The sequence below is a fragment of the Streptomyces sp. NPDC059851 genome, from assembly GCF_042732005.1.
GTDB lineage: Bacteria > Actinomycetota > Actinomycetes > Streptomycetales > Streptomycetaceae > Streptomyces.
In genome coordinates this window covers 95,332-108,108 of record NZ_JBHWJJ010000011.1, presented here as the reverse complement: position 1 = coordinate 108,108, position 12,777 = coordinate 95,332, and the positions used below count along the sequence as shown (strand labels likewise).

Sequence of the window (12,777 nt, the reverse complement as noted above, 5' to 3'; positions counted from 1 at the left end):
GAGGTGACGATCCAGTCCGAGATGGCGTCCGACCAGTTCAGGGCGGTCTGGGCGACCAGGAGGTAGACGGAGGAGATCACCGCCCACTTGGCGAGACCGGTGAGCGCGGTCGCGGCCGGGGCGCCGTTGTGGCTGATCGCGACCTTCCCGAACTGGAGCAGCAGCAGGAAACACGCCACGACCGCGGACAGGGCGGTCATCAGGGCGGTGAACCTGTCCAGCCCGGTGTCTTCGAGCTTGATCGTCGAGCTCGTGTTGAAGAACCGTGCGAACTTCTCCAGTAGCCACACCACGGATTTGCCGAGGTGGGAGGCGGCTTCCTTCAGCGCGTTGGACGCGAACTGGGAGAATTTGCCCGCGGCCCACTCCAGCGGGGTCTGAACCGGCTCCCCGAACTTGCCGGTGCCCTCCTTCTTGCACACGGTGAAGGGCCGGCCCTTCTTGGCCACGCAGTCGCTGACGAACTCGATCAGCTCCGCGTACTCCTTCTCGTCCTGCTCCGAGAAGGCCTCGCGCCACCGCTTCAGCTTTCGGGCCTCCGCCTCGCGCTGGCCTTTCTCGTCGCAGTTGCGGGCACCATTGCCGTCGGCACCCTCGCAGATGAGCAGCCGGCCCTTGCCGGGGAACGGCGGGTCGCCGGGTCCCGGCAGCCAGCAAACCTTGAAGTCGCCGATCTTCTCGACCAGGCAGTACTTGCCGTTCGTGTCGATCCCCACACTGAACTGCTCCCACTCGGTGGGGATGGGGGACGGAGGGCCGACAGAGGCGTGGTGTGTCGGATCGTCGGCTGCCACCGCCGCGGAGAGGGAGCCGCCGGCCCCGAGGAACGCCAGCAGCATGCAGATCAGGATCAAGGCGCGGCTGGACCGCTCCAGGCGATCATCCCGCATGGCGTACCTGGACCCATCCGTCGGTCCACGCGTACGGGCTGTCGGGCTCGTAGGCCACGGGGAAGTCGCCCATCGAGTCGTACTTATCGGTGAACTTCCAGGCGCCGTCTTCCCACTTCACGACGAAGGCGATGGTCTCGCCGCGCAGCGGGTTCTCGTCCCGTCCGCCCTTGGGCCCGGTGGCGAACCGGTCGTAGGAGAGCCAGACCTGCATGACACTCCCCATTGGCACGCCGGGCACCTTGAGGGTCTTGCCTCGCGCGGCGTGGACGGACGTGGTGAAGGTGATGTCGGCCGGGATGCCTCCCGAGGGCGCGAGGCCGATGGCCTCGCGCATCTTGCGGATCTCGGAGACCCGCTTGTCCGCGAAGCCCGGGGCGTCCTTGGCGGCCACGGCGTTCAGCTGCTGGCCGGCCTTCTCGTCGTCCAGCCAGGCGTACTCCTCCCAGAAGTACACGACAGCCGAGATGCCGCCGCCCGGAGAAGCGGGGAAGCCAACCGCCACACCGTTCTTGTGGTCGGTGGGCTTGCGCAGAATGATCTTCTCGCCCTTTTCCGGCGTGATGAAACGATCCCGGCCGGGGGTGCTCCCCGACGAGGGTGCGCCCGGCGTTGCGGGACTAGCGGATGCCTGTGGCTGCCCCTTGGGATCGCCGTTCATCAGGGTGGCGGCGGTGAATCCGCCGGCAACCAGGAGTCCGGCCACTGCGACGGCGCCGCCGGCCAGGATGAAGCGGGCTCGGCGGGCGTTGAGTCCTGGGGAGGCGTCCACGGTCAGCTGCCCTTCGACATCTTGTAGACGGCCAGGACCAGGGAGGACGTCATGCCGATGCCCCCGGCACCGATCAGGCTCCACAGCACGCCTTGCTTGCCCCGGGCCGCCAGGGCGGCGCGTTCGGTGTTGTGGCCGATCGCCGTCAGCGCCCACCCGCTGAGCCCGCCGAGGACGGCGAGGGTGAGGCCACCGCCCGCGGTCCACGACAGGATCGTCTTGGCGCTGTTGTTGACCGGGTCGGGCAGTGCCGGGTTGAAGGCGGGCACGGGGCCGTCGGCCAGGATGGCGAGGCCGGGGTCGGCGGCGACAGCGTGCAGGGTCGTCAGGATGTGGCTCATCGGGTCGGGTCTTCCTCGTCAGGCGGCAGGTGTGGCGGTGGTGCGGGGACGGGCGGCTGGCTGTGGGGCATCCGGCAGCGGGTCGCCGAAGTGTTCGCGGACCGTGGCGAGCCCTGCTGTCGCGAGTTCGCGGGCGGCCTGCCGCGTGCGGGAGCGGATGCGGGCGGGCGGGCGGGGCGGCGGGCTCGCTCCGCAGGGAGAGTGGGGCGGCGTGACGAGTCGCGGGTGTCGGTCAGTACCGACCACTGGCCCGCGACCGCCTGCCGGACGGTGGCAGCTCGACGGACGGCCTGGGGGGTTACGGGCTGGTCAGGCGGGAGCGCGGCGGGACCGTCGGCCGCGGCGGTGGAGGTCCACCCCGGCGAGGGGGACGCGAGTCGGGGTGCCAAGTCGGCGACGACCGTGTCGCCGGCGCGGGAGGGCTCGTCGGTCAGCAGATGCGCCACGGTGGAGCGCGCGTCCCCGCCCACCGCGGCCAGCACGGGTACGGCCAGCCGGGCGCCGTCCGGCAGTCTCGGGTTCACCGAGTCGCCCCTCTTGCTCATGATTCCCCGTGCCCGTGCCCGTACCCGTGCACGCACAGCCCGTAGCTAGTGCGAATTTCACACGCCTGCCGGCCTGGCTTCGGCGGCACCCCACACCGGGCCACTGCTAATACCTGAGGGACATTCACCATCCCTCTAACTGAGCGGAACGGCATGGTGTCACGGTCTGTCACATGATCCCAATGAGATCAAATACCGGCCACTGTGGCCGACATTCTTCATGGGAGCAAAGCAGTAGCCGGTCCCGCCGCTGGCGAACCTTCCTCGTGTCCGCGCGCGGGCCGGGCGCCGCCGGCCGGGCCCGTACGGGCGGCTGTGGGGTGCAGCAGCCTCCGGACGACGACAGCTGATCTTCTGCGAGGTGACCACCGCTGCCGAGCTGCCGCGGCCGGCCGAGCCCGAGGGCCCCGCCCGGCCGGCCGAGCCGAGCCCGAGGGCCCCGCCCGGCCGTCCGAGTGCGTGTCTTCGGATCACCCGGTAGCGTCGAATTACGTGCGTTCCGCCCACCCCGCCGCTGCGTCGCCCAGCGGGAAAGCCGTGGCTCCGGCAGAGGAACGGGATCACATGGCAGAGCACAGTTTCCACATCGGGACGCCGGCTGCCGGGGCGGCCGCCCTGGCCCTCTTGGCCGTACTCCTCCCCGCGTCTGCCGGCGCCGCCGCCGGCGGCCCCGCATCACGGCACCCCGGTCCCGGCGATGTCACCGGGTCCGGCACGGCCGCCGCGTCACGCTTCGTGCCCGGCCCCTGCCCCAAGACACCCGAACCGATCGAAGCACTGGCCACCGCCCGGTGCGGTGTCCTGGAGGTCCCGGAGAACCGTGCCCGTCCCGGAGGCCGGACCATCCGGCTGGCCGTGGCGGTCATCCCGGCCACCTCGGCGAAGCCGGCCCAGGACCCCGTGGTGTTCATGTCGGGCGGCCCCGGTGGCGAGACGTTCGACGACATCCCGTTCCTGGTCGACTCCGGCCTGAACCGTGACCGCGACCTGATCATCATGGCCCAGCGCGGCAACCTCTACGACGAGCCCAACCTCGCCTGCCCCGAGCTGGACCGCTTCAACGCCACGTCCGTGGGGCTCCCGTCCTACGCACCACGGACGCGAGAGCTCATGCTCGACGCGGTGAAGCAGTGCCGGGACCGCCTGACGGCCGACGGAACCGACCTGACCGCTTACAACAGCACCGAGAACGCCGCCGACTTCGCTGACCTCCGCACGGCGCTCGGCATCAAACGGTGGAACGTCTACGGCCACTCCTACGGCAGCGACCTGGCCATGACCTACCTGCGCCTGCACCCCCAGGGGATCCGCGCGGTGGCGCTCGACTCCTTCACCCCTCCGCAGTCGGTATCCCTGCCGTTCGCCTGGGCCGGCGCCCAGGAGGGACTCGAACGCCTCTACGAGGCCTGCGCTGCCGAGCCCCGCTGCAAGAGCCGCTACCCGAACCTCCGGCGCACCCTGAACGAGCAGGTGCGCAAGCTGGAGGTCCGGCCGCTGACACTGAACGTCCGGCCGCCGCAGGGCGGAGACCCGGTGAAGGTCGTCCTCGACGGCGGCGCACTGCTGAACGTACTGGTCGCCAAGGCGATCCCGTTCGCCGACGTCCCGGCCGCCATCGAGGAACTCGGCCGGGGACGTCCGGAGCGCTTCGCCCGGGCCCGCGCCGCCGGCTCCGTCCAGGTCGAGGGCCAGACCGCGCACGGTCTGACGAATTCGGTGGTGTGCAGCGAGTGGGTGCCGGGCCACTCGCCGTCCGACGTGCTGGCCGCCGGCCGCCGCGCCTTCCCCGGCTGGCCGGACCCGGTCCTGGCCCAGGCGCCCCAATTGGCCTTCCAGGAGCAGGTGTGCCGTGTCTGGGACGTCCCGGACCGCACCGCCATGCAGCGGGTGGCTCCTGTCAGCTCGGTGCCGACGCTCTTCTTCAACGGGACGTTCGACATGAAGACCGGGGCGAGCTGGGCGCAGAAGACGGCTCGTACGCTGCCCCGGTCGACCACCGTGCAGGTTCCCGGCATCGGGCACTGGGTCGTCCCGCAGTCGCCCTGCGCCCAGAAGGTGTTGGCATCCTTCCTCACCCGTCCGACCGCGCCCGACACCGGCTGCGTGGCGGGCCTGAAGTGGGAACCGTTCACGATCACCCCGAAGTGACCGGGAGGGCGGACGGCACGCCACCCACCCGCACGGCGCGGGCGCACCAGGTCGGCAGCCGCAGCCGCGAGCGGGACCCCCGTCGGGGACACGGTGGGACGAACGCCGTACTTGTGGCCGACCGCCTCCTGTTTGGTCGATCGGAACTGCCGTACAAGTGAGAGCTGTGCACCATGCGGTCGGTCGGCCCGTGCTCGGGGAGGGCACAGCGGTCTGCCGAACCGTGCAAGTCTCGATCGATCAACTTCAGGGGGCATCATGCGCATGCGATTACGTGCCCGGATTCTGGTCGCCGCGGGCCTGCTCGCCGTGGGCGCCGGGCCGGCGTACGGGGCTGACACGTCGTCGGCCGAGTCGGCGGCGGCGCCCGTACGGTACAGCGTGCAGGACCTCGGCACCCTGGGCGGTACCCGCAGCAAGGCGACCGCCATCCACGGCAGCACGGTCGTCGGGAGCTCACTGACCAGCGGCGACGCGGCCGAACACGCCTTCGCATACGACCTGCGCGGGCACACCATGACCGATCTCGGCACGCTGGGGCACTCCAGCCGGGCGACCGGCGTGGAGGGGGATCACGTCGTAGGGGAGTCAGACCTCTCCGCGGACGGCCCGACTCATGGATTCGCCTACGACCTCCGGACGCGCAAGCTCGTCGACATCGGCACTCTCGGCGGCAGCAGCACCCACATCACCGGCATCAACGGTGACACAGTGGTGGGGACGTCGTCGCTGGCCGGCGACGTGGTCACCCACGCGTTCGCGTACAGCCTGCGCACCCGGACCATGATCGATCTCGGCAGCCTCGCCGGCCCGTCGGGCCACAGCACCGGGGCGGCCGTCAGCGGTGCGGTCGTCGTGGGGAGCTCATCCCTGCCGAACGCGCCTGCCACCACGACGCACGGGTTCGCGTACGACCTCCGAACCCGGACGATGACCGATCTCGGCACCCTCGGCGGAAGCTCCAGCACGGCCAACGACGTCAGCGGTTCGACCGTGGTCGGCCAGTCTCGAACGGCCGGCAACGGCCTCACCGGATACGCCTACGACCTCCGCACCGGCACCCGCACGGACCTGGGGTCCCGCTTCCTGACCGCGCAGCTGGTCAGCGGGAGCACCGTCGTCGGCGGCGACGGCTTGCTCGCCAGCTCGTTCGACCTCAAGACGCACACCAGTGCCGTGATCGGCACCGGGCGTGGTGTCACCAAGGTCAAGCAGATCGCCGGGAACCTCATGGTCGGTGACAACTTCGCCCCCAACTCCTTCGCCTTCGTCGCCCGCGTCGACAGCGGTGACTTCACCTACCTGGCCTCCCTCGGAGGCCGCAACTCCTCCGCGACCCAGGTCAACTGTCACGGCGTCATCGCAGGCAGTGCAGCGCTTCCGCCCCCTGACCCGTTCACCGCCAACGGTCCTTTCCACGCCGCGGTCTGGGTGCCGCACACGGTGGCGTAGGGACGGAGCCGCACGGGTGGAGGCGAGTTGCCGCTGCGGTAGGCCTTCTGTGCGGGAGCGAGTCATCTGCGGCTCCGTTCACCGTGGCGGCACTCGACGATCGTTCACGGCACGGCCCCCACCCCCGCCCCGCCGATCGAGGAATCGCCGGCGGGGCGAACGCTCTCGGGTGCCCACCTGCAGTCCCACCCCTTGCCTTCATCTATCGATATTCGATAGATTTCCATCGCAACTCGATGGAAGGGTGGGCTATGGGAAAGCTGACAACGGGTGCGCTGCGAGCCGTGCTCGCGGTGGTGCTCGCCGGCACCGTGTTCGTGCAGGCGTTGATGGTGTGGGCGTTGGCCACGGACCCCGAGGACGGGTCGCTCCCGCTGACCCCGCTGCGCCTGATCGTGATCCTGGGCATGGTGACGGCCCAGGTCGCCCTGGTCTGCGTATGGCGGCTGGTGACGATGGTGCGACGCGGAACCGTGTTCTCCCACGCCGCCTTCCGCTACGTGGACACGGTGATCGGCTCGATCGTGGCGGCTGCCCTCCTGTGGTTCGCGGTCACGGTCCTCAACGCGCCCGGCCAGCGCGACGACCCGGGCGTCACCGTCATCATGGGCGGGATCGGCCTGGCCGTCCTGGGGGTCGCGCTCATCGTGCTCGTGATGCGGATGCTGCTCGCCCAGGCCGTCGCGCGTGATGCCGAAGCGACGCAGATGCAGGCCGAGCTGGACGGGGTGATCTGATGCCGATCGCCGTCGACATCGACGTGATGCTGGCCAAACGGAAGATGTCCGTGGGCGAACTCGCGGACCGTGTGGGGATCACGCCGGCCAACCTGTCGGTACTCAAGAACGGCCGCGCCAAGGCGGTGCGCTTCACGACGCTCGCCGCGCTCTGCGAGGTGCTCGAATGCCAGCCGGGCGACCTCCTGCGCTGGGAGACCGAGGACGCCGAGGGCGGATGACGTGCCCACGCCGGGCGGAGGCCGCCGCGTAGCCGGCGGTCAGTCGATCGGCTGCCGCGCCTCCGCCCGGACCTTGAGCGTGATCTCGGCGATCTTGTCGAGTTCGACCGATCCGGGGGCCTGCTGTGCTGTCTCGGGGGTGGCGAGGCCGACCGCGGCGCTCGTGTTCTCGTCCGCCCAGGCGCACATCGGCAGGGTGGAGGTGGCGCCGCCGTCCTCGTACGTCAGCACCTGGCAGCTCAGCGTGATGCCCGAGCCGACGGGTGTGACGTCCCGGGCGGGGACCGCCAGGGTTGCGCCCTCGGCGTCCGCGGCGCCGGCCAGCATCTTCCTGCGGGCCTGCGCCGGGTCTTTGAACTGGCCGTACATCCCCGACAGGGCAAGCACGCTCGGACTGGCCGGCGAGCCGGAGGTGTACTGGCCCACGGCCGGCTGGGGGTTGCGGACCTTCGAGCTGTGAGTGCCCTGGAGTCCTTCCTTTCCCTTGGACTGCGACAAGTCCTGGACCAGTTCGAACCTGCCGCCCACGAGGGTCTTCGGCACGGTGAGCCGGTACTCGGCCTTCGGGAATCCGGCTCCGCTCGTCCTGGCTGAGATGTCGGTCGCCACCTTGATGACGCTGATCGCCGCCACCGAGGCCGCGATGATCCCGATCACCTTCCAGGGCTGGGACTTGCGCTGCGGCGGGCCGACCGGCGGCTGCCCCCACGCCCCGTGGCCTGGATACGGCTGTGCCGGGTACTGCGGCCGGAAGGACTGCGGGGCGTAGTGGGGGCCGCCGTACGGATTCGGGGACTGCGGCGGCCCGTAGGGGCCGGGGGACTGTTGGGGCGGCGGCATACGCATGATCGAAAACGCTACCCCACCCCTGGGACAGCAGCCGCCCGGCACCGTTCCACCGTCGCGACGCCCGGCACCGTTCCACCGTCGCGACGGCGGCTTCCACAGCAGGCACTGATCGCGGCCGGCCCCAACCTTCCGGTTTCCGGACAGACGTCGCGGGTCAGGGCCAGGCACCTGCGAAGTCGATCTGCTCGGCCCACTCCGGGTGGTCTATCAGCGGATTGCGGTTGCCTTGCACCTCGGCTATCGCCGCGTTGCGGTGCTGCTCGTAGAGGCCGACCGGATGGTCCCCGTGCCAGTTCAGCAGCAGCTCCAAACCGGCCCGCTGGAGCTCGCGCGCCTCGTCGCCGATCTTGCCGGGGTAGCGGAGCAAGAAGTAGAGCGTGGCCCTGGCGACCGGCCCCTTGCCCTCCGAGGGCTCGAACTTCCCCGGCTCCAGGCGTCCGCAGGCGTGCCGAACGGCCTCGTCGAAATCCGGGAAGTCGAAGTAGGGGATGTTCCCGCGGAAGCTGTTGCACGTCGACTCGCAGGCGAAGAGGTGGTGCAGGTCCCCGCGCATCGGCTCCTTCTTGGCGAACCAGGACTGGGGCACGACGTGTTCACAGTTGAAGGGCAGCGCCGCCTCCAGGAGGTCGAACTCGGCCTCGATGGCCTCCCGGCCGGGCGCACCCTCGTGGAGCATGAACTCCTGCCAGCGTCCGATCCGGGCGGCCTCCACCGCCGCGTCGGCCGCCATGAGCTCCTCCGGGGTGAAGCCGTTGTTCGAGTAGATGCCGTGGAGTTTCTCGTCGGGGTGCAGATCCACCCACGGGTAGAGCAGACGCATCGGCTTGTACGCCGGCCGGCGCTCGTGCGTGGACTCCAGACGCTGGGTGAGTGCGAGGCGCAGGGCTGTGGGGTTGCTGGCTTGAATGCCCGCGTAGTAGGCGTCGCGTGCCGTCAGGTCCGCGGCCTCGTCGTAGTAGGGGCGGGCGCTGAAGGCCGCGAGGTTGACCAGGGCGGCTGCCAGGTCCCGCTCGGCGGGCGACTGGCCGTCGATGCTTCCGATTCCGGCCAGGGAGCCGACGTACGAGGGGGTGACCGCACGGTGCGCCGGTGCCGCAGCCGGTGCCACAACGGGTGCCGCAGCAGGTGATGCGGCCCGGGGCTGCAGGGCCTCATCGGCGCCGAGACTGACGCTGATGTGCAGGGGGACGCTCCAGCGGACGGATCCTGTCGTGGCATGCTGCTCACCGCTCCGGTCCACCGTCGTGCTCTGGGGCGCGGCGCCGTTCGTGCGGCCCGTCAGGACCGTCGGCGGCGAGACCTCCTCGGGGCGCAGTGACGAGCCGGCCGCGAACAGCTCCGCCCGGAGCGCCGCCGCAGCGCCGGACAGCGGGAACTGCTGGATCATGCCGAGGATGCGGCTGACGCGCACGCCCTCATTGGCCTTCCAGTCCACCCGGTGCTCTCCCATGCTCGGATGCCAGCGGGTTCCGTCGACGGCCAGCACGTTGCCGTCGCGGTCCTTGCGGGGCGCACCTGCGTGGTGCAGTGCCACGACCTCCCACTGGTCGTTGAACACCGGAGCGCCGGAGGAGCCGCGCGCCGTGTCGGCCGAGTAGTGCACGAAGTCGTCCAGCACGTCCACGATCTGGTTGTCCCGCAGGGCGAGCTGCTTGGGCTCGCCGTTGGGGTGCTGAATGATGTTGACGAGTTCGCCGATGACGGCCTTGCCCTGAGCTTCCTTGAGCGGCAGACTCCCGAAGGCTGCCAGCGGCTGACCGTCTCGGGAGCGTTCGCAGACCGAGACCACGGTGAAATCGAGGTCCCGGTGGGTGATGAAGAGGCTCTGCGGATCGAGCTGGAACACGACCGGGACCTGGGGCCGCCCGTCCATGCCCGCCTGGAAGTTGAATTCGACGACTCCGGCGGCCGCCTCCTCGGCGGAGCCCAACACGTGGTTGTTCGTCATCAGCAGTGAGGGGGACACCAGGAAACCGGTGCCGGTGTGGGACGACCCGGGACTCCGGACGGTTATTCGGCCGACCGAGCGGGCGGCGAGGAAACCGCCTTCGAGGTAGTCGATTCCGATGAGGTCGTTGCGTCCCATGAACCGTTCGAGCACCAGCAGGTCGGTGCTGACCAGCTCGCCGTCCAGAGCCAGGCTCGTACCGGTCGTGGCGGTCGCCGGTGTCCGCTCGACCGCTGTGGCCATGGCCCAGTCGACGCCCAGACGGTTCAGTCTGTTGCTGACCCGGTCCTGGGTGTCGGCATGGAGGATGCCGTGCTGTTCGAGCGCCTCCAGGTGGCCGTCACGCTCTGCGGTACGGGTCGCGTAGCGCCGACCGGCATCCTCCATCTGTTCCAGGAAACCCATGTCGACCTGTGACAACTGCTCCACTGTCATATCGGCTCGCCTCCTAGGCGGCACTCCTTCTCCTACGACCGGGCCGCCTGACGTCCCACCGGGCCGGGGCCAGGTCACCGGCCCGTCCCGCTGTGGGGACGGACGCGGGCGGCCTGCAGTGGCTCACTGAACGCCCTGAGTGAGGGTGGTGAGGCAGAACTGGACGAGTCCGGCGTCGACGTCGAGGATGATCTTCTCCATCTCCGGCCACGGCGGGTGGAAGCTCATCCCCCATTCGACGGTGAACGCCAGGATCCTGTCGTCGCCCGGCTGGACGATGTGGCGCGCGAACGTGTAGTCGTCGCTGGTGCCGCAGGTCGGGTAGAGGTCGAAAGCGGGCTTTGGGGTGTAAACCTTGCCGCGTACGCCCCTGAGCGCCTTGCAGAACTGCTCCGCGAGCACGGCGGAGTCGTCGGCGTCCGCCTTGGGGATGAACTCCGCGTAGAGCAGGTCGTTCTTCAGTCCGCGCTTGCCGTCGAAGGCCGGGTTCTGGAAGTTCCTGGCCGGATCGTTCGACTGGTTGTTGTCGTCACCCCAGACGTAGAGCATGGCCTGGGTGTAGCTGTGTACGTCGACGTACCAGCGGGTGCGCAGGAAGTGGTCGATCAGCCAGCGGACGTTGCGCGTCTCCGGCTCCGAGAAGGGCTCGGGGCCCTGGTACGTCTGGTTCGGGTCGGCCGGGTCGTTCGAGACCCGGACCGGGGCGAGCGGGTGGAAGGCGGTCTCGAAGTCGAAGAGGAAGTCGAAGTTGCGGTTGATGTCGACACCGACGGAGGCCGGGTCCCCGCCGGACTGGGCCCGGTTGCGGTTGCGCCGCCAGTCCGGGTCGACCGTCTGGCTGTAGCGCCGGCCGTCGGGATTGACGAGGGGGAAGACCACGACGTCGAGTTCCTCGATGATCGAGCGCACCTGGGCGGAGGTGAAGTGCGTGCCCCCGTACGCCAGGCCCGTGCCGCCGCGGTGCGCGTGCAGCAGGTCGGCCGCGAAGTTGACGAGGATCTCGCAGCTTCCCCACTCACGTGCGTGCAAGCCGCCGGTGAGGACGACGGCGTCCTTGGGGTCTCGTCGCTGGGTGCCGACCCGCAGGGCGTGGCAGGTCCGGCCCTCGACGGAGGGCTCGGGCAGTTCGATGAGGTTGCTCGTGGCCGGGAACGCGGCGGCCAGGCTGGTCACGCCGGACTCGACCTCGACGACGTTCAGGTACGGCATGGCGTCCCTCCTAGGTGTCCTTCACCTTGAGGGCGAGCCCCTGCGGAACCTCGTCCTCTGGAGCGAACCGGTCCCCCTCGCCGACCTCGGCCTGGCGGGCCCGCCCGACGGCGGTGGCGTCCTCGACGATGTGAACCGTCACGCCGTCGCGTTCGAGGGCCTCGGCCTCTTCGGGGGTGACGTAGGCGTCGATGGTGCAGCTGCCGTCCTCGGCTTGGCGGACCCGCCCGCCGACATCGGGTCGGGCCTCGCGCAGGAGGGCGCGCAGGGTGTCGGGGTCGCGGGCGGTGACCCGGACGCGCAGGATCGTGTACTCGCTGGACATGACGGGGCCTCCCTCGGCTTCGTCGGGCTCACATCAGCAAGCAGGGCCGGGCCGGCACGAGGGGTGTCGGGGCCGTTACCGCCGACGGCGCGCGCAAGCGTCAGGGGCTAGCGCGTATGGATATGTCCGATGTGTACCTCGTATCTTCAGGGTGCGCTTCCGCCGTAGAACGCGTCAAGGGGCGCCTCCGGCATCCGGCTCAGCAGGCTGTCGAGGCCTGTGATCAGTTCCTGTTCGTCGTCGTACTCGGCGAGCCGCGGGACGAGCGCACGCAGCCGCGGGTACTGGGCGGCGGGGAGTCGGTGCAGACCCAGGCGGAGCATGAGGTCGGGCTCGTCGGGGTCGTCGACGACCTGGCGCTTGTCGACGAGGAGGCAGCCGAGGTTCCAGGCCACGAAGGTGCGGTAGATGGTGAGCGCAGTGGCGTCGTCGAAGCCGGCACGGGCGAGCACGGCGAGGATGTGCTCCGTGAGCTGGAGCACCGGCGCAGGGCGCCGGGCCACCGGAACGGAGAGCGGCCGTGTGGCTACCACGGGCAGGAGCTGGGGGTGGGCGTGCACCACCGCTGCGAAGGCACGCGCAATACGGCGCAACTCCTCCCGCCACGCGGCGGCGTCGGCAGGACCCGCCGACTCGCCGGCCGAGGTGCGCAACTGGTCGTTGACCTCGGTGAAGAAAGCCTCGACCAAGCCGTCGAGCAGGGCCTCCTTGCCGGCGGTGTACCGGTAGATGGCCATGGGCTCGACGCCCAGGTCAGTGGCGAGGCGTCGCATGGTCAGCGCCGCCAGGCCCTCCCGGTCGACCAGGGCGACGGCCGCGGCGAGCACCCGCGGGCGACTCAGGCGCCCGCGGGTTTCCGGGGTGTCATCCATGCCCGACCTCCGGAGACGAAGGATACGAAGTAC

12 protein-coding genes and 1 pseudogene are annotated in these 12,777 nt (G+C 70.0%); 4 read left to right on the top strand and 9 right to left on the bottom strand.

Annotated features, from left to right (window positions below; all coding sequences use genetic code 11):
• From ACFV7Q_RS05990 to ACFV7Q_RS05975, 4 genes and pseudogenes are all read right to left on the bottom strand, one after another.
• Positions 1-890, bottom strand: a pseudogene (locus ACFV7Q_RS05990) (hypothetical protein); the annotation flags it as partial.
• Entirely contained in the window at positions 880-1,662 is a 783-nt protein-coding gene (locus tag ACFV7Q_RS05985) for a hypothetical protein (RefSeq protein WP_385424045.1), read from the bottom strand. The gene ACFV7Q_RS05985 and the pseudogene ACFV7Q_RS05990, both read right to left, overlap by 11 nt.
• Before the next feature lie 2 nt (positions 1,663-1,664).
• The gene (locus tag ACFV7Q_RS05980) at positions 1,665-2,003 is read right to left on the bottom strand and encodes a hypothetical protein (RefSeq protein ID WP_385424042.1); all 339 of its coding nucleotides are present in this window, start codon (positions 2,001-2,003) and stop codon (positions 1,665-1,667) included.
• Positions 2,000-2,548: a hypothetical protein gene (locus ACFV7Q_RS05975; protein ID WP_385424040.1), complete on the bottom strand. Its 549-nt coding sequence runs from the start codon at positions 2,546-2,548 to the stop codon at positions 2,000-2,002. The genes ACFV7Q_RS05980 and ACFV7Q_RS05975 overlap by 4 nt, the downstream gene beginning before the upstream one ends.
• Before the next feature lie 564 nt (positions 2,549-3,112).
• Here ACFV7Q_RS05975 and ACFV7Q_RS05970 point away from each other — a divergent pair.
• The 4 genes from ACFV7Q_RS05970 (at position 3,113) to ACFV7Q_RS05955 (ending at position 7,106) form a co-directional block, all read left to right on the top strand.
• Positions 3,113-4,696, top strand: coding sequence for an alpha/beta fold hydrolase (locus ACFV7Q_RS05970; RefSeq protein ID WP_385424038.1), 1,584 nt, complete (start codon positions 3,113-3,115; stop codon positions 4,694-4,696).
• A gap of 264 nt (positions 4,697-4,960) precedes the next feature.
• On the top strand, positions 4,961-6,148 hold the full coding sequence (locus ACFV7Q_RS05965) for a hypothetical protein (RefSeq protein WP_385424035.1): 1,188 nt from the start codon (positions 4,961-4,963) through the stop codon (positions 6,146-6,148).
• Positions 6,149-6,399: 251 nt separating this feature from the next.
• Positions 6,400-6,885, top strand: a complete 486-nt coding sequence (locus ACFV7Q_RS05960; RefSeq protein ID WP_385424032.1) for a DUF2975 domain-containing protein — start codon at positions 6,400-6,402, stop codon at positions 6,883-6,885.
• Entirely contained in the window at positions 6,885-7,106 is a 222-nt protein-coding gene (locus ACFV7Q_RS05955; protein WP_385424030.1) for a helix-turn-helix domain-containing protein, read from the top strand. Before ACFV7Q_RS05960 ends, ACFV7Q_RS05955 begins: the two co-directional genes overlap by 1 nt.
• Positions 7,107-7,145: 39 nt before the next feature.
• Here ACFV7Q_RS05955 and ACFV7Q_RS05950 read toward each other — a convergent pair whose 3' ends face one another.
• From ACFV7Q_RS05950 to ACFV7Q_RS05930, 5 genes are all read right to left on the bottom strand, one after another.
• Positions 7,146-7,952 carry a hypothetical protein gene (locus ACFV7Q_RS05950; RefSeq protein WP_385424027.1) on the bottom strand — a complete coding sequence of 269 codons (807 nt, stop codon included), beginning with the start codon at positions 7,950-7,952 and terminating at the stop codon, positions 7,146-7,148.
• Positions 7,953-8,109: 157 nt separating this feature from the next.
• Complete coding sequence (locus ACFV7Q_RS05945) at positions 8,110-10,338, bottom strand: endonuclease (RefSeq protein ID WP_385424024.1); 2,229 nt, start codon at positions 10,336-10,338, stop codon at positions 8,110-8,112.
• Between the two features lie 123 nt (positions 10,339-10,461).
• Complete coding sequence (locus ACFV7Q_RS05940) at positions 10,462-11,547, bottom strand: M14 family metallopeptidase (protein ID WP_385424021.1); 1,086 nt, start codon at positions 11,545-11,547, stop codon at positions 10,462-10,464.
• A 10-nt stretch (positions 11,548-11,557) separates the two neighbouring features.
• Positions 11,558-11,872 carry a hypothetical protein gene (locus ACFV7Q_RS05935; RefSeq protein WP_385424019.1) on the bottom strand — a complete coding sequence of 105 codons (315 nt, stop codon included), beginning with the start codon at positions 11,870-11,872 and terminating at the stop codon, positions 11,558-11,560.
• Between the two features lie 146 nt (positions 11,873-12,018).
• Positions 12,019-12,744, bottom strand: a complete 726-nt coding sequence (locus ACFV7Q_RS05930) for a TetR/AcrR family transcriptional regulator (protein WP_385424016.1) — start codon at positions 12,742-12,744, stop codon at positions 12,019-12,021.
• Positions 12,745-12,777 lie beyond the last annotated feature (33 nt).

What these genes read in the sequence shown, in the direction of transcription:
- ACFV7Q_RS05980 (WP_385424042.1), bottom strand. Translation starts at nt 2,003, where the DNA reads ATGAGCCACATCCTGACGACCCTGCACGCTGTCGCCGCCGACCCCGGC.
- ACFV7Q_RS05975 (WP_385424040.1), bottom strand. Translation starts at nt 2,548, where the DNA reads ATGAGCAAGAGGGGCGACTCGGTGAACCCGAGACTGCCGGACGGCGCC.
- ACFV7Q_RS05970 (WP_385424038.1), top strand. Translation starts at nt 3,113, where the DNA reads ATGGCAGAGCACAGTTTCCACATCGGGACGCCGGCTGCCGGGGCGGCC.
- ACFV7Q_RS05965 (WP_385424035.1), top strand. Translation starts at nt 4,961, where the DNA reads ATGCGATTACGTGCCCGGATTCTGGTCGCCGCGGGCCTGCTCGCCGTG.
- ACFV7Q_RS05960 (WP_385424032.1), top strand. Translation starts at nt 6,400, where the DNA reads ATGGGAAAGCTGACAACGGGTGCGCTGCGAGCCGTGCTCGCGGTGGTG.
- ACFV7Q_RS05955 (WP_385424030.1), top strand. Translation starts at nt 6,885, where the DNA reads ATGCCGATCGCCGTCGACATCGACGTGATGCTGGCCAAACGGAAGATG.
- ACFV7Q_RS05950 (WP_385424027.1), bottom strand. Translation starts at nt 7,952, where the DNA reads ATGCGTATGCCGCCGCCCCAACAGTCCCCCGGCCCCTACGGGCCGCCG.
- ACFV7Q_RS05945 (WP_385424024.1), bottom strand. Translation starts at nt 10,338, where the DNA reads ATGACAGTGGAGCAGTTGTCACAGGTCGACATGGGTTTCCTGGAACAG.
- ACFV7Q_RS05940 (WP_385424021.1), bottom strand. Translation starts at nt 11,547, where the DNA reads ATGCCGTACCTGAACGTCGTCGAGGTCGAGTCCGGCGTGACCAGCCTG.
- ACFV7Q_RS05935 (WP_385424019.1), bottom strand. Translation starts at nt 11,872, where the DNA reads ATGTCCAGCGAGTACACGATCCTGCGCGTCCGGGTCACCGCCCGCGAC.
- ACFV7Q_RS05930 (WP_385424016.1), bottom strand. Translation starts at nt 12,744, where the DNA reads ATGGATGACACCCCGGAAACCCGCGGGCGCCTGAGTCGCCCGCGGGTG.